We start from the raw sequence: 21,432 nt of genomic DNA on the forward strand, positions 1-21,432 counted from the left end.
TACGGGCGAGTTCAATTGGTGAGCGATCGATGATGACGCTATCGTATCGCCATGACGGCTTGCGTACATTCGCGAATCTGCACAGTGATGTCGCGCACAACGGGGTGTCGGAATGAGTGATTCACTCTATCAAGCAGCGACCGAGGGACTGCGTTATCAGGATGCGCGTGAGCGGCCCTTGCGAGAGCTGGATGGGCCCTCCGAGCTACCCGTGAGTCTGGTGCTCAATGAGATCCCGATGGGCACGCTGCTGGCGAGCCCCGAGGCGCTGGAGCCACTGGCGCTGGGGCACGCCTTCACCGCAGGCTGGATCACGCGGCGTGAGGAGGTCACCGCCATCCATCTCTCGCGGCTGCGCCATGGGCTGGCGGTGCGTCTGGATGTCAGCGAGTCGCTGGCGCGCAAGGCCGAGCACCATCAGCGGCGCGAGAGCAGCGTGTCCAGCTGTGGCGCCTGCGGCGTGCAGGATGAGGCCGAGCTGATGGCTGGCCTGACACGCCTGCCGCCACGGGCAGCGCTCTCACCTGAGGCGTTGATGCGTGGGCTGGAGCGCCTGGAGCGCGCAACACGGCGCGGCATGCACCTGGCGCTGGGGCTGGACGCCGAGGGCGGCCTGATCTCGCAGGGGGCCGATATCGGTCGCCACAATGCGCTGGACCGCGTGATCGGCATGAGTCTCGACAGCGGCGTCTGGCCCGAGGCGCTGCTGGTCTCCAGTCGCAGCAGTCTGGAGCTGGTCCAGAAGACCATCCGTGCCCGCATTCCGACGCTTGCCACCCTTGCCGTGCCTTCACGCCTGGCGGTGGAGACCGCGCGTGCCTGTGATCTCAACCTGATCTGTGCCCATCGCGGGCGTCGACTCGAGTTGCTCAGTGGTCAGGCCGACTGACGGCCCCTGGCGCGTACTCACGCCTGTCTGATCCTTTCCCGCCTTCCCCTTTTGCCTGTGGACCCTGACATGACTGATATTGCCGCCCCCGAGACGCCTGAGCACGCATCGGCTCGCCTGCCACGTGAGGATGAGAGGATGACGCGCCATCCCCGCATCGCTGCCTACTCCGGTCCGGCGGGCGGCTGGGGGGCGCTCAAGAGTGTCGGTCAGCATGTCAGTCACTCCAGGGCGCCATGGAAGAGCGTGCGCTCCCTGCTCAAGGCCAATCAGGACAAGGGCTTTGACTGCCCTGGCTGCGCCTGGGGCGATCCGGAGCACGGCTCCTCCTTCGAATTCTGCGAGAACGGCGCCAAGGCAGTGGCCTGGGAAGTGACCGCCAAGCGTGTCACGCCGCGCTTCTTCGCTCAGCACACCGTCACGGAGCTGCTGGGCTGGGACGACTTCATGCTCGAGGATCAGGGCCGCCTGACCGAACCGATGCGCTATGACGCGGCCAGTGACCGCTATGAGCCGATCAGCTGGGAGGCGGCCTTCGCGATCATCGCCGAGCACCTCGATGCGCTGACGTCACCGGATGAGGCGCTGTTCTATACCTCCGGACGCGCCAGCAACGAGGCGGCCTATCTGTATCAGCTGTTCGTGCGTCTGTTCGGCACCAACAACTTCCCCGACTGCTCCAACATGTGTCATGAGGCCAGTGGCGTCGGCATGAAGGCGAGCCTCGGTGTCGGCAAGGGCACGGTACTGCTGGAGGATTTCGAGCACGCAGATGCCATCTTCGTGTTCGGTCAGAACCCCGGCACCAACCATCCCCGCATGCTGGGGGACCTGCGACGTGCCTCTCGACGTGGGGCGCGCATCGTCAGCTTCAATCCGTTGCGTGAACGGGGGCTGGAGCGCTTCGCCGACCCGCAGTCGCCGCTGGAGATGATGACCCTCTCCAGTCAGCCCATCAGCCATCGTTATTACCAGCCGCGGATGGGAGGTGACATGGCGGCGGTGCGGGGCATGGCCAAGGCACTCTTCGCCATGGAGGCGCGCGGCGAATTCACGCGCGCTGCTTCCTTCATCGAGCGCCACACGCGGGGAGCGACGGCCTGGCAGGACGTGGTCGAGGCGACGGACTGGGCCACGCTCGAGGATCAGTCCGGGCTGACCCGTGCGCAGCTCGAGGAGGCCGCGATGATCTTCGCCGGGGCCGACAACGTCATCTGCACCTGGGCGATGGGCATCACGCAACATCTGCACGCCGTGGACAGCGTGCGGGAGATCGTCAATCTGCTGCTGCTCGGGGGCCATTTCGGGCGTCCCGGTGCCGGTGCCTGCCCCGTTCGCGGACATTCCAATGTCCAGGGAGACCGCACCATGGGCATCGACGAGAAGGCGCCGGCCGCGTTGATCGATGCACTCGAAGCCCGCTATGGCGTGAGCATGCCGCGTGGCCAGGGCTTCAACACCGTGGAGAGTCTGGCGGCGCTGGAACAGGGCAGGGCGAAGACCTTCATCGCGCTGGGCGGCAACTTCACGCGCGCCACGCCGGACAGCGAGCGCACCGAGGCGGCCATGCGCAACCTCAAGCTCAACGTCCAGATCAGCACCAAGCTCAACCGCAGTCATCTGGTGATCGGCAAGACGACGCAAGCGCTGATTCTGCCGTGTCTGGGGCGCAGCGAGATCGACCGCTCCGCACAGGTGGCCTCCCAGCACATCAGCGTCGAGGACTCGATGTCGATGGTGCACTCAAGCGCTGGCATCAAGGCGCCGGCCAGTGACGAGCTGCGCTCGGAACCCGGCATCATCGCGGGTATCGCGCGCGCCACGCTTGCCCGGGTGCTGCCACGGCGCGGCGTGAGTGACCCGGTCAACTGGGAGGCGCTGAGCGAGAACTATGATCTCATCCGCGACGAGATCGCGGCGGTGATTCCCGGCTTTGCCGATTTCAATGCCCGTCTGGCCCACAAGCGCGGTTTCCATCTCGCCAATCCGGTGCGTGAGCTGCGCTTCCCCACCACCAGTGGCCAGGCGGAGTTCTCGGCGGCGGCGCTGCCGGGGTCCGTGCTGCATCAGCAGCTCGCGCGTCGGGAAGGCTGGTTGACCCTGCAGACCATGCGTAGCCATGACCAGTACAACACCACCGTCTATGGCTACAACGACCGCTATCGTGGCGTGTCGGGTCAGCGACGAGTGGTCTTCATCAATGCGCAGGACCTTGCCCGCCTGGGGCTGGCCGATGGTGACTGGGTCGACATGGTCGGTGAGCCGCGCCCGGATGGCAGTGAGCGGCGTGCGCCTCAGTTCAAGCTGGTGGAATACGATATCCCGGCCGGTTGCATCGGTGCCTATTATCCGGAAACCAATGTGCTGGTCGCATTGGAAAGCCATGGCAGCGATACCGGCACACCTGCCTCCAAGGCGGTCCCCGTGCGGCTGGAGCGCAGTTCACGCATCGCCTGACGGTGCGAGGCGCCAGCAGTAGGATGCAAGCATCACCACATTGCCGCGTGGCGAGGAGACTCGTCGCGCGGCAGTCGTGTGTCTAGAATATTCCCGTACGCCGAGCCCGCTTCGCTCGGCGTACGTCCTTTCCCGTCTTCAGTGCCGGCTCATCCATCGTTCAAGAGAGTGATCCATGCAATATCTGCACACCATGCTGCGTATCCGTGATGTCGACGCTTCACTGCATTTCTTCCGTGACCTGCTCGGCATGGTCGAGATCTCGCGCAAGGATTCCGAGAAGGGCCGCTTCACGCTGATCTTCCTGGCAGCCCCGCAGGATGCCGAACGTGCCCGTGAGATGCAGGCGCCGATGCTGGAACTGACCCATAACTGGGACCCGGAAGACTATGAAGGCGGGCGCAACTTCGGCCATCTGGCCTATCGTGTCGAGGACATCTACGCCACCTGTCAGCATCTGATGGACAATGGCGTGACCCTCAATCGCCCACCGCGTGACGGCCACATGGCGTTCGTGAAGAGCCCGGATGGCATCTCGCTGGAGTTGCTGCAGGCCGGCGAATCCCTTGCGCCGCAGGAACCGTGGGTCTCGATGGCCAATACCGGCAGCTGGTAACGCTCACGCCGGGGTCGCGATGCCCGACAGCGCTCAGGCGCGGGCAAGCGTCGCACAATGGTGACGCAATGCCGGTGCGGGGCTGGCGGAACCGGCATTTGGGCTTATGCTGTGATCAGAACAATAATGCTCGCCGCATGAGACATGACACGTCATGCGGTGGCTTTCTGGTGTTGTGCAGGGCTACCCCTGCCGTCCAGACAGGTGCAGGCTCCATGACACTCCCCCTGTCGCGCGCTGGCCGTGTTCGTGTCATGAGAGTTTCGCCCACGTGATGACTGCCGAATGGCAAGGACTGCCTGATGTTGAGTGTTGCTCGTGCCTGGTTGCGTCAAGAACCGCGTCTGCTCGCTGTCGAGCATCGCCGTTTCTATCATGCCTATCTGTGGGTCTATCTGATGGTGCTGGGCCTTTATGTGGCCTGGCTGCCTGTCTTCATGGTGCTCAAGGCACCACGACTGGCGTTCGCCAGCGGCATCATGGTGCTGGTGGGGCTGCTGGGAGTGCTGTTGCATCGTCAGCATCACATGCTGATGGCCCTGGTGCTGGTATTGGGCAGTCTGACGTTGATGACCTGGCTTGCCTCCTACTGCTTCGGCAATGCCGCCGGCTACGAATATTACTTCTTCATCGTGATGGCCGGTATCCATCTTGCTCCCCTGTCAGGCAAGGTGCGTGTCATCAGCACGCTGTCTCTCTTCGTCGCTGCAGTGCTGTCGCTGATGGTGGCCTCTCAGCATGTTTCCGATGGCTTCATCCCTGTCTGGATCATGCAGTCATTCAACCTGTTTGCCGTCTTCATGCTGATGGTCACCTTCCTGTGGCGCATGCTGGCACTCACCGAACACTTCGAACGCCAGTACCGCCAGGATGCCAGTCGCGATGAGCTGGCCGGGCTGTTCAATCGGCGCCAGACCCTGCGCCAGGCGGAAAAATGGTGGCAGGACGCCGTGCCCTGCTCGGTATTGATGATGGATGTGGATCACTTCAAGCAGATCAATGATCTGCGGGGGCATGCGGCAGGTGATGAGGCCCTGAGACAGATCGGGCGCCTGCTCAATGCCACACTGCGCCAGGGGGATAGAGCAGGGCGTATCGGTGGTGAGGAGTTTCTGGTGCTGTTGCCGCGCAGCGGGCGCGGCGAGGCGATTTCCGTGGCGGGACGGATACGTTCCCTGCTGGCCAGCTCGCCGCCACAGTTTGCGGGAAGCGCCGTGCCGGTCACCGTCTCGATAGGGGTCGCCGTCAGTCATGAGTGTGAATCACTGGATGACCTGCTGCAGCTGGCGGATCGTCGCCTGTACCACGCCAAGCATCAGGGGCGCGACCGGGTGGTAGCGGGGGGTGAGCGGCAGCAGGAAAGGGAAGGCGAGTCATGCAGCCTCTTGGCTGCCCCTGAGACGGCGCGCCAGGGGGATCAGGGTGAGCCCCCGGCAGAACATGGGCACTTTGCCGACAGGACACTCGTGGGATGATTCGAGGCTGTCTTGCGCTCTCGAGTCGCTCTTCAGTTCTCGAGCGTGTGCCGGCCAAGGCCTGACAGGCAGCGCTCGATGGCTCTCGCCAGACGGCGCGCCACGGGCGTACACAGCACCCAGGGCAGAATGATCAGTGCAATGCTGAGCGAGCCCAGATAGACATCACTGAACCAATGGGCACCCACCATGATGCGTGGGGCACTCAATATCACCACGAATGCCAGACTCCACAGCGCGATGCGTCGTGGGGCGAAGGCCCACATGTAACTGGCGAAGACCATCAGCATCAAGCCGTGATCCCCCGGGAAGCTGTTCGAGGCCGAGTCCTTGGTCTTGAAGGACACCAGGTCGGAGAGATGCTGTGCGTGCTGGAAGACGCGAGTCGGACTGGCATGGCCGTAGCTGATGGCGCGCAGCACGAACAGCGAGATGATACCGGCGGTCAGCAACATGGTGATGCCGAGGCTGGTCCAGCGCCGGTAGCGGTCGGGGCGCGAATCCTCAAGCATCGCCCAGCAGAACAGGACACCCATCAGGCCGAAGGCCGCAGCATCGAAGAACCGCGTGTTGAGAAGCCCCAGCAGGGTATCCCAGTGCGGATTGAGTGGCGAGATGAGGTGATTGAATGCCCAGAATACCCGGCCGTCCAGATCGGGCCAGAAATCCAGTGCCGGTACCCACCAGCTGATCAGCAAGGCGAATCCTGTGGCATTGAGTGCCAGTAGTCGTCTGGTCAGCATCTCCGTCCCTCCTGGTGCAGATGGTGCGAGGTATCATCAAGCATCAGCAAGCGATCCCTATCGCTGCCTTCACGGCGTATGGTAATTTCAAAGGCTCTTCAAGAAACACTGTTTTCGAATGTTCCAGGAGAGAAGCATCGTTGCGTCAGACGCGATCTGGCGGGCTATCGTCTCGCAAGCCAGTCGGTCTGTCGGGACCGGGATGGCGCAGGGCATCAAGGGGCTTGTGGTTTGTGCGACGGGTCTGCATGCTCGCGCCCGATCGTTTCATCAATGCCTGACATCGAGGCAGGCTCATCACGGGGGATCTCTTCATGAGCGTCATCTTGCGCCGTCTATCACTTGCCACTTCGCTGGCGATCGCGACTTCCCTGCTGGCCGGCTGCGCGGTCAGTCACTCAGGTGCGACGGACGCCGGGCAGGGCGGCGGGAGCGGTGCCGGCAGAGCGAGCCCTGCGCTGGTCGGTACCCCCTGGAGCTTCTCGAAGACCGAGGAGACCGGTGAGGCGCCCAATTTCCTGTTGCAGGCCCCGACACCGGAGCAGCTGGCGGATGAAGAGGATGACCGCCTGCGCCTGGTGGGCAGCAATGGCTGCAATCGTCTGATGGGGCCGGTGGTACTGGATGAGTCTCGCCAGACCCTGGAGATCGGTCCGCTGGCCTCGACCATGAAGATGTGCCCCAATCCGGAGCAGTCCAATGCCTTCAATCGCATGCTGGAGGAGGTGGCTCGCTATCAGATCGTCGGCAGAGGCGAGAGCGCTCGCCTGCGGGTGATGGATGACACCGGCTACCTGCTGGCGACCTTCATGCCCGTCGCGGCCAGCGACGACTGAGCGCCTGCGCCGACTCCCGTGACATGCCCGGAATGAAGAAAGCCCCCGGCACCTTTCGGTGCCGGGGGCTTTTGCCTGCGATCAAGACGAGCGTGGCTTACAGCGCTTCGATCTTGGCGCGCTGACTTTCCAGCAGTGCAAGCTCCGCCTGGGCATCGGCCAGCTTGGCGCGCTCCTTCTCGACCACATCGGCCGGTGCGCGACCGACGAACTTCTCGTTGCCGAGCTTGTTCTCGAGACCGGTGATGACCTTCTGCTGCTTCTCGTGTTCCTTGTCGATGCGCTTGAGCTCGGCATCCTTGTCGATCAGGCCGGCCATCGGCACCAGCACTTCCAGCTCACCGACGCGCTGGATGGCGGACATCGGCGCTTCATCGCCCGCCGCCAGGAAGGTGATGCTTTCCAGACGGGCCAGCTTGGACAGGAACAGACGATTGGCTTCCAGACGCTCGGCGTCGCCGTCGGCCCCGTTCTGCAGGTAGACCTCCAGCGGCTTGCCCGGGGACAGGTTCAGCTCGTTGCGGATATTGCGCACCGCGATGATGATGCCCTTGAGCCACTCGATGTCACGGATGGCCTGCTCATCGATCCGCTCGGCGTCGGCCTGCGGCCACGCCTGGCTCATGATGCTCTCGCCTTCCACCGGCTTGCCGGCGTGAGGCGCGATGCGCTGCCAGATCTCCTCGGAGATGAACGGCATCATCGGGTGGATCAGGCGCAGGATGGTCTCGAGCGCGCGCACCAGGGTGCGACGCGTGCCGCGCTTGGCTTCCGCGCTGGCGTTCTCGTCCCACAACACCGGCTTGGACAGCTCCAGATACCAGTCGCAGTACTCGTTCCAGATGAACTCATAGAGCGCCTGGGAGGCGTGGTCGAAGCGGAACTCTTCCAGCGCGCGGGTGACCTGCTGCTCGGTCTGCTGCAGGCGCGCGATGATCCAGCGATCGGCCAGTGACAGCTCGACGGCTTCGCCGTTGACGCCGCAATCCTGGTCCTCGGCATTCATCAGCACGTAGCGCGCCGCATTCCACAGCTTGTTGCAGAAGTTGCGATAGCCATCGAGACGGCCCATGTCGAACTTCACGTCACGCCCGGTGGAAGCCAGTGACAGCAGGGTGTAGCGCAGCGCATCGGTACCGTGGGGCTCGATGCCTTCCGGGAACTCGTTGCGCGTGGCCTTGGCGATCGCCTTGGCCTTCTTGGGCTGCATCATGTTGCCGGTACGCTTCTCGACCAGCTCATCCAGGCCGATGCCGTCGATCAGGTCGATGGGGTCGAGCACGTTGCCCTTGGACTTGGACATCTTCTGGCCGAGGCTGTCACGCACCAGACCATGCACGTAGACCTTGCGGAACGGCACTTCACCCTTGAACTTCAGGGTGAACATGATCATCCGCGCCACCCAGAAGAAGATGATGTCGAAGCCGGTGACCAGCACGTCGGTGGAGTGGAAGGTCTTGAGTTCTTCGGTGTCCGCCGGCCAGCCGAGGGTGCCGAAGGTCCACAGCGCAGAGCTGAACCAGGTGTCGAGGACGTCTTCGTCCTGACGCAGTTCGATGTCGGCACCCAGCTGGTTCTCGGCGCGGACTTCTTCCTCGTTGCGGCCGACATAGACGTTGCCGTCGTTGTCATACCAGGCCGGAATGCGGTGGCCCCACCACAGCTGACGCGAGATGCACCAGTCCTGCAGGTCACGCATCCACGCGAAGTACATGTTCTCGTAGTTCTTGGGCACGAACTCGATGTCGCCGTTCTCGACCGCCTCGATGGCCGGGCGTGCCAGCTCCTCGACGGCCACGAACCACTGGTCCGTCAGCAGCGGCTCGATGACGTCGCCGGAGCGGTCACCGTGGGGCAGGGTGTTGTTGATGGTCTCGACCTGCTCCAGCAGACCCAGCGCGTCCATGTCGGCGACCAGCTTCTCGCGCGCGACGAAGCGATCCAGGCCAGCGTAGGCGGCCGGCAGGCTGGCATCTTCCTGGGGCTGCGGACGTCCCTGCAGGTCGTAGATCTCGGCGCGCTCCAGGATGGTGGCATCCTGGCTCATCACGTTGATCAGCAGATGGCCCTGACGCTTGCCGACTTCGTAGTCATTGAAGTCGTGTGCCGGAGTGATCTTGACGCAACCGGAGCCCTTTTCCATGTCGGCGTGTTCATCGGCGACGATGGGGATGCGACGGCCGACCAGCGGTAGTTCGATGAACTTGCCGACCAGGCTTGCGTAGCGCTCATCCTTGGGATTGACGGCCACGCCGGTGTCACCCAGCAGGGTTTCCGGGCGCGTGGTGGCGACGACGACGTAGTCCTTGCCATCGGCGGTCTTGACGCCATCGGCGAGCGGATAGCGGAAGTGCCAGAAGCTGCCTTGCTGATCACGGTTCTCGACTTCGAGATCGGAGATCGCGGTGTGCAGGGTCGGGTCCCAGTTGACCAGACGCTTGCCACGGTAGATGAGGTCTTCCTTGTGCAGGCGCACGAAGACTTCCTGCACGGCCTTGTAGAAGCCATCGTCCATGGTGAAGCGCTCGCGGCTCCAGTCGATGCTGGTGCCCATGCGACGCAGCTGACGCGTGATGTTGCCGCCGGACTCTTCCTTCCACTCCCAGATCTTGTCGGTGAAGGCTTCGCGACCCAGATCATGACGCGTCTTGCCTTCTTCGGCGGCGACCTTGCGCTCCACCAGCATCTGCGTGGCGATGCCGGCGTGGTCGGTGCCTACCTGCCACAGGGTGTTGCGACCCTGCATGCGACGCCAGCGCACCAAGGTGTCCATGATGGAATCCTGGAAGGCATGGCCCATGTGCAGGGAGCCGGTGACGTTGGGCGGCGGGATGACCAGTGAGAAGCTCTCGCCCTGGCCTGACGGCGCAAAGCGATTCTCGGATTCCCAGCGCTCGTACCAGCGCGTCTCGATGGCGTTCGGTTGGTAGGTCTTGTCCATGGGTCTGCAAATGATCCGGTTGGGCGGGACGTCCCGCGCCGGCTCAGTGAGCGGGGCAGCGCAGGCAGAAAATGGGCTCGATTATAGCGCCGCTGATGTCAGGCGTCATTCGGTCTTGGCGTGCAGGCTCTTGTGGCCCTCGCCAAGGGGACGGTTTCACAAAGCAGGCAACATCCACGCAATGATGCCGTATCCTGTCGCAACCTGCTGACGCCGAGGTGCCTCGCCTCGGAGTCTCCCTCCTGATCCTGCTCGCGGAGCCGCAATGTCCAAGCCTCGCCCCACGGATGGTGCACCTCGTCCGACCCGTCGCTGGGTCTGGCATGAACTGCTGCGTCATGCCCTGGTGCCACTGCTGGTGATGGAGGTGGCACTGCTGGGCGGTTATCTGGGCTTGCACTGGCTGGTCGCGCAGCAGCAGGAAGCGACCCGTGAAGACCTGATCCGTACCCAGCTTGAGCAGCTGAGCCGTTATGAGGCGGAGCATGCCGGCATGGTGGTGGAGGATTGGCGCAGGGAAGTGCAGCAGCTGGCACACTCGGCACTCCGTGAGATGGACGCTCCCATCGCGCCGGGCGAGCGTGTCCGAGAGATGGCGCGTCATGTCTTCAGTGAGGATGGCACCCTCTACGTGGCCGAGGATGACGGGGAGGCCGGCTCCTATTATTCGTCGCTGGCCCCCAGTTATCTGCAGGACTACGGCAAGGTGGCACGGCTGTCGCGGCTGGATACGGTCATGCAGGACATGCTCGAGATCCGTCCCGAGCTGCGTCAGGCGTGGTTCTCCAGCTACGACGGCTATTTCCGTATCAAGCCGTGGATCGACACCCACGGCATCTTCACCCCCGGGGTGGATCTCACCAGCTACGGCTTCTATTACCTGGCCGATGATCGCAACAATCCCACGCGTGAGCCGGTCGTGACGCCGGCCTATCAGGACCCCGTCGGGGGAGGCTGGCTGATCTCGACCCTGATGCCGGTGCATCGTGGGGACTTCCTTGAGGGGGTCGTCGGTATCGATGTCACGCTCGATGCGCTGGCGAAGCATCTCGAGAGCACGCGACTTCCCTGGAACGCCTATCTGGTGCTGGTGAGTGGCAACAGCGTAATGGCCATGCCCGAGGCCGGTCAGAAGGATTTCGGGGTGCATGTCACTCCGCGGATCGAGCCGACCCCGTTGACGCATGACCGCTTCCTGGAAACGGCACGTGATCAGAGCAAGTCGCCGGAGATGGTGCGCCTGCTGCATGGTATCGACGATGCTCCCCATGGCATGCGCAAGATACCGCTGCTCGCCGGTGAGCGGCTGGTGGCGTGGTATCCGGTGGCGGGGACGGACTGGCGGCTGCTGGCCGTGGTGGACCCGCAGCAGGTGGAAAGCGGCATCCAGCACTGGAATACGCGCTTCAATCAGTTGGGTTACGTGATGCTGGTCGGCCTGATCGCCTTCTTCCTGGTCCTGCTGGTGGTGATGCGCTGGCGGGCGGAATCCATGGCTACCACGCTTTCCGAAGCCCTGGAACGCTTGAGTGACATGGCGCTGCGCATCGGTCGCGGACAGCCGGTGGTGCGTCAGCGTTTTGCCTTGCAAGAGCTTGACCAGGCGGGGGAAGCCCTGCGGGAAGCCGCATTGCGGCGTGATCAGATCGAGCTCGAACGCGCCGAGGATGCCCGGCATGTCGAGATGGTGATGGCGGCCTCCGGTGATGCGACCTGGCGGTATGACTTCGAGCGTGATGATCTCCACTTCCACGAGAACTTCTTCCTGATGATGGGACTCCCCATCCAGGCCAGCATGCATCTGGCCGATCTCGATGCCATGACTCACCCGGAGGATCTGGCGGGGATGCTGGAATCCCGCTGGCGCGTGTTGCATGGCGACAGCTGGGCCGAGGCGCGTGACGTGCGTTACCGCCATGCCGACGGCAGCTGGGTGTGGATGCAGGTGCGAGGTCAGGTGACCCGCCGCGATGGTGACGGACGACCGCTGCGTGCCACGGGGGTGGTGCTGGACATCCAGCGTCACAAGCAGACGCTGCAGGTGCTGGAAGCGGCACGTGACAGCGCCACCGAGGCAAGTCAGTCCAAGTCGCGGTTCTTCTCGAGCTTCAGTCACGAGATCCGCACGCCCCTCAATGCCATCCTGGGCTTCACTGACCTGCTGGTGGACGAATCGTCCCTGACGCGCGAACAGCGTCGCTATGTGGATGAAGCGGGCCACGCGGCAAGCCAGCTCTCGGCGCTGATCGAGGACGTGCTGCAGATGTCGAGCCTTGAAGCGGGAGAACTGCCCCTCGATTGCCAGCCTCTGTCGATCGGCCAGCACCTGATTCGCCTCGTCAGTCAGTACCAGCCGCGGCTGGACCAGGCGGAACTGACGCTGTCACTGGCGCTGGAAGAGGCGTCGCTGTGGCTGAATGCCGATCGCCGTCGTCTGGACCAGATTCTCGGCAACCTGATGGGGAATGCCATCAAGTACAACCGCGCGGGCGGCTGGATACGTCTCGCTCTCGGGCGCGGTATCGACTCCCACGGCCAGGAGATGGCCTGGGTGGATGTCGAGGATGGTGGCTTCGGGTTTGACCCGAATCAGGCGGCTCAGCTGTTCCAGCCTTTCTCGCGTCTGGGTCGCGAGGATTCGGGAATCGAGGGCACGGGCCTCGGGCTTGCGCTGTCGCGTGAGCTGGCGCGGCGGATGCAGGGGGAGATCACCGCGCAGAGCGTACTGGGCGAGGGGGCCTGTTTCCGGGTATGGCTGCCGTTGGCGGATGTCAGTGCCCATGAACAGGTCGTGAAGGCGGCATGGTCGGCGGATCAGGCGCTGCCAGTGGCGTGTCGCTGGCTGGTGATCAGCACGCGCGCGGAGGACAGACTGCGCCTGGAAGTGATCGGCAGCCATGTCGCCAATCTGGACATCATCACTGCCAGCAGCGCGGCTCAGGCCTTGCGCCTGGTGCGTGATGTCAGTCCCTGCATGGTGATCTTCGGAGACGTCGCCGACATGAGCGTGGCGTCGCTGTTCAGCGAGATCCAGCGTCTGCCGCGTGAGGCGCCGTTGTGGGCTGTGCGTATCGGCGAGCGAACGGGCGCGGAAGCCGATGGCCTGCCGCCGGAATTCTTTGCGGTGGGGGAGAGTCCCCCCGGCATGCAGGACGTCGAGCACTGGATCGAGTGGCTGACCGTGCGTTTTCGCGAGTTTCTCGAGGCTCGGGGGCAAGACGAGGAACGCGAGCGCTGAGTCGGCTGACAGCGCCACCGGTACCTGCGGCGTCAGCTCACGCCCTTGAGCTGATGCGAACGCACCGCATAGCCACGTGACTTGTAGGTACGCCAGCATTCGCGCTTGGTGACCAGCACATCCTGATGCTGGTTGATGATCTCGGCGACGCGCTCGAAACGCGAGAACCACTCGGGGATCTCGGGGTGCAGATTGAGCAGTGCCTCGATGCCCGGTGCCGGCGCGTCCTGCCAACCGATGGTCACGGGCGGACGTGGCACGTCATCGGCGTGTTCTGCCTCGCGCGCCGCGAGATCCAGATCGATATCCAGCGCATGGGGTACGAAGCTCTCGGGGCGGAACTGCCACAGGTGTTCATCGAACTGACGCGCCATCGCCTCATCCTCGACATGCACGTGCAGGCGGAACCCCTTGGCATGGATGGTCTCGGCCAGACGGCAGGCGAATTCCAGCCGGGCTTCCAGCGTGGTATCGGGCAGGATGTAGAAGTCGATCTGGGTCATGGGCACCGCTCGTGGCAAGAGTTCGCGAGCGCTCAGGATACCGCACTCGCCACGCGGCTTCGATGCAGGAGGGACTCGGTACGCATCGGAAAGCGCGATATCTTCGCGTCTGCAAACATGAAGGCCCGCCTCTTGCGAGGCGGGCCTTCATGTTGTCGTCTGGCATGGGCCACAGAGCTTACGCCAGGCGGGTCATCCAGCCACGCGTGTCTTCGGCGCGACCGTATTGCAGGTCCAGCAGCTGGCGACGCAGACGCATGGCCACGTCGCCGGCATTGGAAGTCAGATCCAGACGCGCGTCTTCGCTGACCAGCTCGCCCACCGGGGTGATGACGGCGGCGGTACCGCAGGCGAACACCTCGGTGATCTCACCGGAGGCGATACCTTCGCGCCACTCGTCGATGCTGACCGGGCGCTCTTCCGGCGTCAGGCCGAGATCACCCGCCATGGTCAGGATGGAGTCACGGGTGACACCTTCCAGAATGGTGCCGGTCAGACGCGGCGTGACCAGACGACCATCCTTGAAGACGAAGAACAGGTTCATGCCACCCAGTTCCTCGACCCACTTGTTCTCGGCGGCATCCAGGAAGACGACCTGATCGCAGCCATTGGCGGTAGCTTCGCTCTGGGCCGCCAGGGAACCGGCATAGTTGCCGCCACACTTGGCAAAACCGGTGCCACCGGCCGCCGCACGGTTGTAATGCGAGGACAGCCAGATGGAGACGGGCTTGATGCCACCCTTGAAGTAGGCGGCCACCGGCGAGGCGATCACGTAGTAATCGACTTCACGCGACGGACGCACACCGAGGAAGGCTTCGCTGGCGATCATGAACGGGCGCAGGTAGAGGCTGCACTCATCGCTGGCGCTGGCGGGGGTCGGTACCCAGGCGCTGTCCTGGGCGAGCAGGGCCTTGAGCGAGCCGACGAAGTCCTCGTCGGACAGCTCCGGCAGTGCCAGGCGGCGGGCGGAGTTGCGGAAGCGTGCCGCGTTCTTCTCGGGACGGAAGGTCCACACCGAGCCGTCTTCATGACGATAGGCCTTGATGCCTTCGAAGATTTCCTGGGCGTAGTGCAGTACCGAGGCGGCGGGGTCGAGGCTCAGCGGGCCATAGGGGCGGACTTCATGGCCGTGCCAGCCGCCATCGGCGGTCCAGCGGACGTGTGCCATGTGGTCGCTGAAGTGACGGCCGAAGCCGGGATTGGCCAGGATGGTGTCGCGAATGGCAGCATCCGCCGGTTGCGTGGACGCGCGGACGTCGAAGCCTTTGGTCACGTGGGTGTCTCCGTAGCAGCGAGACCCCCGGCGCGAAACGCCGGGGGTCGAATCATTTTTATAGGACCTCTGGGGTCAGCGGTGCCGAGTGGCGTGCCGACCCGCGTGTCTCAACGCTAGCACGCCATCGAGAGCATGCGAAGCCTCAGAGCGTCTCTTCCTGGGCGGCATTGAGTTCCGCTTCGCGATCCAGCAGATACTGGGTCAGCAGGCCCACCGGGCGGCCGCTGGCACCTTTCTGCTTGCCGGACTGCCAGGCGGTGCCGGCGATGTCCAGGTGCGCCCACGGGAAGGTGTCCGCGAAGCGGGACAGGAAGCAACCTGCGGTGATCATGCCGGCTTCACGGCCACCGATGTTGGCGATGTCGGCGAAGTTGGAATCCAGCTGTGCCTGATACTCGTCCCACAACGGCATGTGCCATGCGCGGTCCCAGGCTTCTTCCCCGGCATCCAGCAGATCCAGCGCCAGGTCATCATCGTTGGAGATCAGGCCGGTGGCGTGATTGCCCAGCGCGATGACGCAGGCGCCGGTCAGGGTGGCGATGTCGACGACGCTGGCCGGCTCGAAGCGCTCGGCGTACGTCAGGGCGTCGCACAGCACCAGGCGGCCTTCGGCGTCGGTGTTGAGGACTTCGACGGTCAGGCCCTTCAGGGTCTTGATGATGTCGCCCGGCTTGGTGGCACGGCCGTCCGGCATGTTCTCGGCGCTGGCCACGATGGCGACCACGTTGAGCTTGGGCTTGAGTGCCAGCACGGTGCGCATGGTGCCGAAGACGCTCGCCGCGCCGCCCATGTCGTACTTCATCTCGTCCATGCCGGCGCCCGGCTTCAGCGAGATGCCACCGGTATCGAAGGTGATGCCCTTGCCGACCAGCACGTGCGGTGCCTCGTTCTCGTCTTCCGCGCCGCGGTATTCCATCACGATCAGGCGGCTCGGCTCTTCACTGCCACGGCCGACCGAGAGCAGTGACAGGGCGCCAAGCTTCTCGAGTTCTTCCTCACCCAGCACGGTCACCTTCAGTGCGCCTTCGGAGGTGCTGCCCAGTTGCTCGGCACGCTCGCCCAGATAGGTCGGGGTGCAGATGTTGCCCGGCAGATTGCCCAGGGTGCGGGCTTCGTTGACCCCTTCGCCGATGGCCGCGCCAATACGCAGACCCGCTTCCAGTTCTTCCTGCTGACTCTTGTCGGCACTTACCACGCTCAGACGGGTCAGAGAGGCAGGCTCGCCCGGCTGACTCTTCATCTCGGTGAAACGGTAGGCGTTGCGCAGCGCGCTCTCGGCGATCATGCGTGCCTTCCATGCGGCGTCGCGCAGCTCGATATCGAGGCCGACTCCCGCGAAGGCGGCGTCTTCCACCGGCAGCTTGAGCAGTGCTGCCATGGCGGCGTCCAGTCCGCGCTTGTAGCGGCTCTCGTCGAGTTTCTCCGCCTTGCCGAACCCGGCCAGCAGCAGGCGCTGTGCGCCGAGCCCCGGGGCGAATGGCAGCAGCAGGGTGTTGCCCAGCTCGGCCTTGAAGTCGCCGCGTTCGATCAGCTGGGAAATCAGCTTCTCGCTGGCGTCGTCCAGACGTGCCGCGGCGCCTTCGAGTTCGCCTTCAATGACGGGAACCACCAGGCAGGCGGTCTCTAGCTGGGCCGGATTGACAGTGACAACAGGAAATTCCATGACAACTCCACGCGGGCGAGTAAGGGATACGAAAATGAGGATAGCGTCAGACCGAAGCGGGTCGGGCGTGTCGCGATATCCGGGGTCAGGCATCCGGGTCCGGCAGGGGCGGATGTGAAGAGGCTCTGCCGTCCATCGGTGTCTGACCGAGCATGACCTTTGAATGGGGACACTGGCCGCTGATGGCAAGCATCTCCCGGTGCCGTCCATCATGCGGAAGATCATGTGTCTGTCGCAAGGCATGGCCGCGACAAGGCTGCATGCTTTCTGGATAATGCTCGAGCATGCCCTTGCGGGGCTCGGCACGCCCAGTGTCATCGACACTCGATCGCACCGGGCCGAGGCGCAAGCGCAGGCCGGATGCCCAGTGTACGCAAAGGCGGTTCGGCATGCATGAGGGATGGTGCATCTTCATGTGTCCCGTATCGTGTCTTCACCGGCTATCATCGTTCTGGTCAACACGCTCGATTGCGAGTGGGAAACAGGAGTTTCATTTGATCATCTTCCGCTACCTGACACGCGAGATTCTCACCACCATGGCCGCGGTGGCCGGGGTGTTGATGCTTGTCATCATGGGCAGCCGATTCATCCGCTATTTCAGTGACGCGGCAGAGGGGGACTTCCCGGCCTCGATTCTCGGCAGCCTGATGCTCTATCACCTGCCGGGGTTCTTCGAGCTGCTGTTGCCGCTGTCCTTCTTCCTGGCCGTGCTGCTGGCCTTCGGTCAGCTGTACATGAACAGTGAGATCACCGTGCTGGTGGCCTGCGGTGTCGGCCCGGAGCGTCTGCTGCGCGTCACCTTGCTGCCGGCACTGCTGATCACGGCGCTGGTGGCGGCCTGCAGCCTCTACCTGACGCCGGCTGGCGCGCTGAAGAACGAGATGTTGCTGGAGCTTCAGAAGCAGAAGACCGACTTCTCGGTGCTGGGCGCGGGACGTTTTCAGCAAATCGGCGATCGCACCGTCTATGCCGAGAGCATGAGTGACGACAACAGCGAACTGAAGCACGTCTTCATCGCCGAGCGTGGCAATGACGGGGCCACCCGCCGCGATGACAGTGAACCGAGTCAGTCGGTGGTGCGCGCCGAGCGCGCCTTCCAGGACGTCAGCGAGGAGACCGGCAGTCGCTATCTGGTGCTGGCGGATGGCTCACGCTACGCGGTGGAGCCGGGCAAGTCGGCTTCACAGCGACTGGGCTTCGAGCGTTATGCGGTGCGGGTCAGCGAGGGGCAGAGCGAGGCAAGCCTCAAGGATGACATCGAACTCGTCTCCACCCGAGAGCTGTTGGCCACGCAGACGCCCGAAGCCCAGGCCCAGCTGCAATGGCGTCTCTCCCTGCCGTTGATGGTGCCGATCCTGATGCTGATCGGTCTGCCACTGGCGCGCGTCAATCCGCGCCAGGGCCGCTTCGCGCGTCTGCTGCCGGCCATCTTCGTGCATATCACCTACCTCAGCTTGCTGATCGCGGCTCAGAATGCCGTCGCGTCCGGCAAATATCCGGCCGCGATCGGCCTGTGGCCCATTCACGGCGTCTATCTGGCGCTTGGCCTCTGGCTGAGCTGGCGCGACAACCGCGGAGGTGGCCGCTGATGCTGCTTGATCGTCTCGACCGTTACATCGCGCGCAACGTGCTGCTGGCCATGCTGGTGGTACAGGTACTGATCCTTGGGCTTGACCTGATGATCACCTATATCAATGACCTGGGCGATGTCGAGGGGGATTACGGTGCCCTTGAGGTCTTGCTCTACCTGTTGATGAGGCTACCGTCACGTTTCTACGAATTCGTGCCGGTAGGGGTGCTGCTGGGGGCCTTGATCGGCCTGGGCAGCATGGCATCCAGCAATGAGCTGACCATCATGCGTGCGGCGGGCCGCTCCTTGACGCGCATCCTGTGGGGCGTGATGAAGCCGCTCGGGCTGGTGATCGCCATCACCATGGCCGTGGGAGAGTACGTGGCGCCTGTCACCGAGATGCAGGCCGATGCCTGGCGCGCCGAGCAGCAGCAGGGGGCGGGTGCCGTCTATGCCGAAGGCGGTGGCTGGCAGCGTGAGGGCAACAACTTCTATCGCTTCGGTTCGATCCGCAGTGATGATGTGGTGCTCAACGTGACCCGCTATCAATTCGATGATGATCAGGAGCTCAAGCAGGCCATGTACGCCCGGCGTGCCGTCTGGGAGGACGACCATTGGACGCTGGAGGCGGTGGAAACCACGGTCTTCGAGCGTGAGGGCGGCGAGGTGGCCTCCACGCGTGTCGAGCAGCAGGACTCACGCCAGTGGGATACCCGATTGACGCCGGACCTGCTCAAGCTGGTGATCACCGAACCCAAGCAGCAATCCGCCTCTGATCTGTGGCGCTACGCCAGCTATCTGAAGGGGCAGGGTCTGTCTGCCAACCAGCCATTGCTGTACTTCTGGCAGAAGATCCTGCAACCGCTGACGCTGGCAGCGCTGGTACTGGTGGCAGCGTCCTTCGTATTCGGGCCGTTGCGCACCGTGGCAGCCGGGACGCGCGTGTTCTACGGGATCATCGTCGGTCTGCTGTTCAAATACCTGCAGGACCTGCTGGCACCGGCCTCGGTGGTCTTCGGGTTCGCGCCCATCTGGGCAGTACTGGCCCCCACGATCGCCTGTTACGTGATCGGCCTGCTGCTGATTCGTCGCAGTGGCTAGGGCACGGTTCCCGGTGGCTCGGCGCTGCTTCGCGCAGCAGGGCGTGCGCCCTGCCGGGCTGATGCGGCGTCTGGGCGGATTGGTGTATGACACCTTTCTGGTTGTGGCGCTGTTGATCGTGCTGGGGTTCGTGGGGGTGGCCGCGAATGGCGGAGAGGCCAATCAGTCGCCATTGTTCCGCTCGCTTCTGCTGGTGGCGGTGTTCGCCTTCTTTGCCTACTTCTGGAGCCGAAGTGGCATGACGTTGGGCATGCAGGCCTGGCGGCTCAGGCTGCAGACGCCGGAAGGCTGCGCACCGACACTGCCTCAGTGTCTGCTGCGTTTTCTGGTTGCCGGTCTCTCGCTGGGATGCGGTGGACTGGGGTATCTCTGGCAGCTATGGGACCCTGAACACCGCAGCTGGCACGACATCGCCTCAGGCACGCGCGTGGTGGTGGTGCCGAGGCCCAGCCGAGAGTGACGGCCCGGTAGGCGCCGCCCTTGCGGGTGTCGTGCAAGGGCGGCGTGCAGGAATCGCCGTGAAAGGCATGCCGAATGCCGGAAAACACAACGCCCCGCCAGTCATCGACTGGCGGGGCGTTGTGTCTGTCAGGGGGGCAGGACGTGAATCAGACGCCCAGCAGACCATCGAGACGCGTGATGATGCGGTCGACCGTGGCGCGTGACACGACCAGGCTGTCTTCCTGTGCCGCGGTTTCCGGCAGCTCACGTGGCAGGTCGAGTACCGCGTTGCCCATGCCCTCGAAGCGCACGCCATCACGATAGCGCACGAAGGGCAGCTGGCCGATGGGGCGCTGACCGTCGTGGTCGAGGCGGGCCAGGCGTGTGAAGGCACTGACCGTGTCCAGCACCGGTGCGCTGGTCAGCGGCAGGTGGGTCAGGCGCCATGCCAGCCAGTCGTCCACTTCGACGGCTTCGTCACGCAGGGTGGCGAACCAGTGACGTGCCTGATCCAGGCGATAGCGGGCACGGCCCTGCTTGTCCAGCCACAGGACGTCGGCGCTGGCCTGACGCGGACTTTCCAGCTCGCCGGGCAGGTACAGCCAGGCCTCGGTCAGGCGATGCAGCGCACCCGGCAGTGGCTCATCGAGGGTACGCTCGTTGAGCGAGTCCAGTGCAGCATTCAGGTCGCCCTGTTCGGCACTGTTTTCACTGTTGGCGTAACCGACGTTGTAGCGCCAGACACGATCGGAGATTTCCTGGGTGACGACGTGATCGTGCGGCAGTGCGATGTGACTCATCAACTCACGTGCGTTGCAGCTCTCGTCCACCAGGCCCTCGCGACGCGCCTCGCGATAGAGATTGCGCAGCAGCGGATTGAGCGGCAGGCGGTGATGGTCCCCGAAGCAGCTGCCGGCATCGCGAACGGCGTCGAGATTGAGCGGCAGGTGGGAGGCGGCGTGATGTTCGGCGGTAGCGATGGATGCGGACATTGGGTCAGGACTCCTTGCAGTTTGGCAGTAGGCGAAACGAACGGACAGCAGACGGATTCGGGCCGGTCACGGCATCATCATGTCGCCCATCATCGGCATGCCGATGGGCCGAGTCAGGATGGAGGGCGTCGACGGAATCTCTTGCAGTGTCCTGTTCATGTGCTTTTCCTGATTGCCTGGCAGGTCGTGGCAGTCATTTGCCGTCGCCTTGCTGCGTGTGGGTCATCGTCATGAACGGCAGCGTTCTGGCGAAGTGACGCTAGCAGGAGGCGAGTGACCTGCCTGAACCATTGGATGTCGATGGCTCATTATTTTTTGTTGCGACTTGATTCTTGTCTGCATAATAAAACGTTATACATCTTAGCGTCCCTGTCCCAAATCGCAACCCCTGCCTTAGGCAGGTGACTCCCTTCTTTATACGGTGGGCGCTTTCATCGATGCAACGGATTTGAGAGCAGTGGATTTGAGAGCAATGGATTTGAGAGCAATGGTTTGAGAACAGCGGGTTGAGGAAAGCGGGTTGAGGAAAGCGGGGAGAACGGCGGGTCGAGAACCGTCACGCGGCTCTGGTCGGACGTTCACATCCCGCAGCAGCAATTCATGGCGCTGACGGTGGAAGACGGGGTAATGCAAGTGGTTGATATGTCATGCAAATGAGAATTTTTTGCAGTCAGGTGTTGCGCATCTTTCT

At 63.6% G+C, this 21,432-nt stretch carries 15 protein-coding genes; 9 read left to right on the forward strand and 6 right to left on the reverse strand.

The genetic code is table 11. The features are described from left to right. Window positions 1-112: 112 nt before the first annotated feature. From ACZYGA_RS09095 to ACZYGA_RS09110, 4 genes are all read left to right on the forward strand, one after another. Window positions 113-889, forward strand: a complete 777-nt coding sequence (locus ACZYGA_RS09095; RefSeq protein WP_479398957.1) for a formate dehydrogenase accessory sulfurtransferase FdhD — start codon at window positions 113-115, stop codon at window positions 887-889. A 69-nt stretch (window positions 890-958) separates the two neighbouring features. Then, on the forward strand, window positions 959-3,346 hold the full coding sequence (locus ACZYGA_RS09100; protein ID WP_371861101.1) for an FdhF/YdeP family oxidoreductase: 2,388 nt from the start codon (window positions 959-961) through the stop codon (window positions 3,344-3,346). A 175-nt stretch (window positions 3,347-3,521) separates the two neighbouring features. After that, window positions 3,522-3,962 carry a VOC family protein gene (locus ACZYGA_RS09105; protein ID WP_479398959.1) on the forward strand — a complete coding sequence of 147 codons (441 nt, stop codon included), beginning with the start codon at window positions 3,522-3,524 and terminating at the stop codon, window positions 3,960-3,962. A 302-nt stretch (window positions 3,963-4,264) separates the two neighbouring features. Continuing rightward, window positions 4,265-5,437 carry a GGDEF domain-containing protein gene (locus ACZYGA_RS09110; protein WP_479398961.1) on the forward strand — a complete coding sequence of 391 codons (1,173 nt, stop codon included), beginning with the start codon at window positions 4,265-4,267 and terminating at the stop codon, window positions 5,435-5,437. 32 nt (window positions 5,438-5,469) lie between these two features. Here ACZYGA_RS09110 and ACZYGA_RS09115 read toward each other — a convergent pair whose 3' ends face one another. Then, entirely contained in the window at window positions 5,470-6,180 is a 711-nt protein-coding gene (locus ACZYGA_RS09115; RefSeq protein WP_479398963.1) for a phosphatase PAP2 family protein, read from the reverse strand. Window positions 6,181-6,494: 314 nt separating this feature from the next. On the opposite strand from ACZYGA_RS09115, the gene ACZYGA_RS09120 reads away from it, so the two are divergent. Then, window positions 6,495-7,016, forward strand: coding sequence for an META domain-containing protein (locus ACZYGA_RS09120; protein WP_479398964.1), 522 nt, complete (start codon window positions 6,495-6,497; stop codon window positions 7,014-7,016). A 97-nt stretch (window positions 7,017-7,113) separates the two neighbouring features. Here the strand turns inward: ACZYGA_RS09120 and ACZYGA_RS09125 are convergent, their stop codons facing one another. Next, entirely contained in the window at window positions 7,114-9,957 is a 2,844-nt protein-coding gene (locus tag ACZYGA_RS09125) for a valine--tRNA ligase (protein WP_084209425.1), read from the reverse strand. A 265-nt stretch (window positions 9,958-10,222) separates the two neighbouring features. Here ACZYGA_RS09125 and ACZYGA_RS09130 point away from each other — a divergent pair, with 265 nt between their 5' ends. Next, window positions 10,223-13,195 (forward strand): ATP-binding protein, encoded by a 2,973-nt coding sequence (locus ACZYGA_RS09130; protein ID WP_479398966.1) that lies wholly within the window; start codon window positions 10,223-10,225, stop codon window positions 13,193-13,195. Between the two features lie 32 nt (window positions 13,196-13,227). Here the strand turns inward: ACZYGA_RS09130 and ACZYGA_RS09135 are convergent, their stop codons facing one another. The 3 genes from ACZYGA_RS09135 to ACZYGA_RS09145 form a co-directional block, all read right to left on the reverse strand. Continuing rightward, window positions 13,228-13,698: a DNA polymerase III subunit chi gene (locus tag ACZYGA_RS09135; RefSeq protein ID WP_077378736.1), complete on the reverse strand. Its 471-nt coding sequence runs from the start codon at window positions 13,696-13,698 to the stop codon at window positions 13,228-13,230. Between the two features lie 178 nt (window positions 13,699-13,876). Then, window positions 13,877-14,971 carry a branched-chain amino acid aminotransferase gene (locus ACZYGA_RS09140; RefSeq protein WP_479398968.1) on the reverse strand — a complete coding sequence of 365 codons (1,095 nt, stop codon included), beginning with the start codon at window positions 14,969-14,971 and terminating at the stop codon, window positions 13,877-13,879. 145 nt (window positions 14,972-15,116) lie between these two features. Further along, a complete protein-coding gene (locus ACZYGA_RS09145) occupies window positions 15,117-16,637 on the reverse strand; it encodes a leucyl aminopeptidase (protein WP_141392388.1) in 1,521 nt (506 codons plus the stop codon). 494 nt (window positions 16,638-17,131) lie between these two features. On the opposite strand from ACZYGA_RS09145, the gene lptF reads away from it, so the two are divergent. The 3 genes from lptF to ACZYGA_RS09160 are packed head-to-tail and all read left to right on the forward strand — an operon-like array spanning window position 17,132 to window position 19,768. Then, window positions 17,132-18,226 carry an LPS export ABC transporter permease LptF gene (gene lptF / locus ACZYGA_RS09150; RefSeq protein ID WP_479398970.1) on the forward strand — a complete coding sequence of 365 codons (1,095 nt, stop codon included), beginning with the start codon at window positions 17,132-17,134 and terminating at the stop codon, window positions 18,224-18,226. Continuing rightward, window positions 18,226-19,308 (forward strand): LPS export ABC transporter permease LptG, encoded by a 1,083-nt coding sequence (gene lptG, locus ACZYGA_RS09155; RefSeq protein WP_479398972.1) that lies wholly within the window; start codon window positions 18,226-18,228, stop codon window positions 19,306-19,308. Before lptF ends, lptG begins: the two co-directional genes overlap by 1 nt. Then, window positions 19,301-19,768: an RDD family protein gene (locus ACZYGA_RS09160; RefSeq protein ID WP_479398974.1), complete on the forward strand. Its 468-nt coding sequence runs from the start codon at window positions 19,301-19,303 to the stop codon at window positions 19,766-19,768. Before lptG ends, ACZYGA_RS09160 begins: the two co-directional genes overlap by 8 nt. Before the next feature lie 148 nt (window positions 19,769-19,916). Here ACZYGA_RS09160 and ACZYGA_RS09165 read toward each other — a convergent pair whose 3' ends face one another. Beyond that, window positions 19,917-20,741, reverse strand: coding sequence for a hypothetical protein (locus ACZYGA_RS09165; RefSeq protein ID WP_479398976.1), 825 nt, complete (start codon window positions 20,739-20,741; stop codon window positions 19,917-19,919). Between the last annotated feature and the right edge of the window lie 691 nt (window positions 20,742-21,432).

The organism is Cobetia sp. BL01, from assembly GCF_056493605.1.

What these genes read in the sequence shown, in the direction of transcription:
- ACZYGA_RS09145 (WP_141392388.1), bottom strand. Translation starts at nt 16,637, where the DNA reads ATGGAATTTCCTGTTGTCACTGTCAATCCGGCCCAGCTAGAGACCGCC.
- ACZYGA_RS09125 (WP_084209425.1), bottom strand. Translation starts at nt 9,957, where the DNA reads ATGGACAAGACCTACCAACCGAACGCCATCGAGACGCGCTGGTACGAG.
- ACZYGA_RS09095 (WP_479398957.1), top strand. Translation starts at nt 113, where the DNA reads ATGAGTGATTCACTCTATCAAGCAGCGACCGAGGGACTGCGTTATCAG.
- ACZYGA_RS09120 (WP_479398964.1), top strand. Translation starts at nt 6,495, where the DNA reads ATGAGCGTCATCTTGCGCCGTCTATCACTTGCCACTTCGCTGGCGATC.
- ACZYGA_RS09115 (WP_479398963.1), bottom strand. Translation starts at nt 6,180, where the DNA reads ATGCTGACCAGACGACTACTGGCACTCAATGCCACAGGATTCGCCTTG.
- ACZYGA_RS09130 (WP_479398966.1), top strand. Translation starts at nt 10,223, where the DNA reads ATGTCCAAGCCTCGCCCCACGGATGGTGCACCTCGTCCGACCCGTCGC.
- lptG (WP_479398972.1), top strand. Translation starts at nt 18,226, where the DNA reads ATGCTGCTTGATCGTCTCGACCGTTACATCGCGCGCAACGTGCTGCTG.
- ACZYGA_RS09110 (WP_479398961.1), top strand. Translation starts at nt 4,265, where the DNA reads ATGTTGAGTGTTGCTCGTGCCTGGTTGCGTCAAGAACCGCGTCTGCTC.
- ACZYGA_RS09165 (WP_479398976.1), bottom strand. Translation starts at nt 20,741, where the DNA reads ATGTCCGCATCCATCGCTACCGCCGAACATCACGCCGCCTCCCACCTG.
- ACZYGA_RS09100 (WP_371861101.1), top strand. Translation starts at nt 959, where the DNA reads ATGACTGATATTGCCGCCCCCGAGACGCCTGAGCACGCATCGGCTCGC.
- ACZYGA_RS09105 (WP_479398959.1), top strand. Translation starts at nt 3,522, where the DNA reads ATGCAATATCTGCACACCATGCTGCGTATCCGTGATGTCGACGCTTCA.
- ACZYGA_RS09135 (WP_077378736.1), bottom strand. Translation starts at nt 13,698, where the DNA reads ATGACCCAGATCGACTTCTACATCCTGCCCGATACCACGCTGGAAGCC.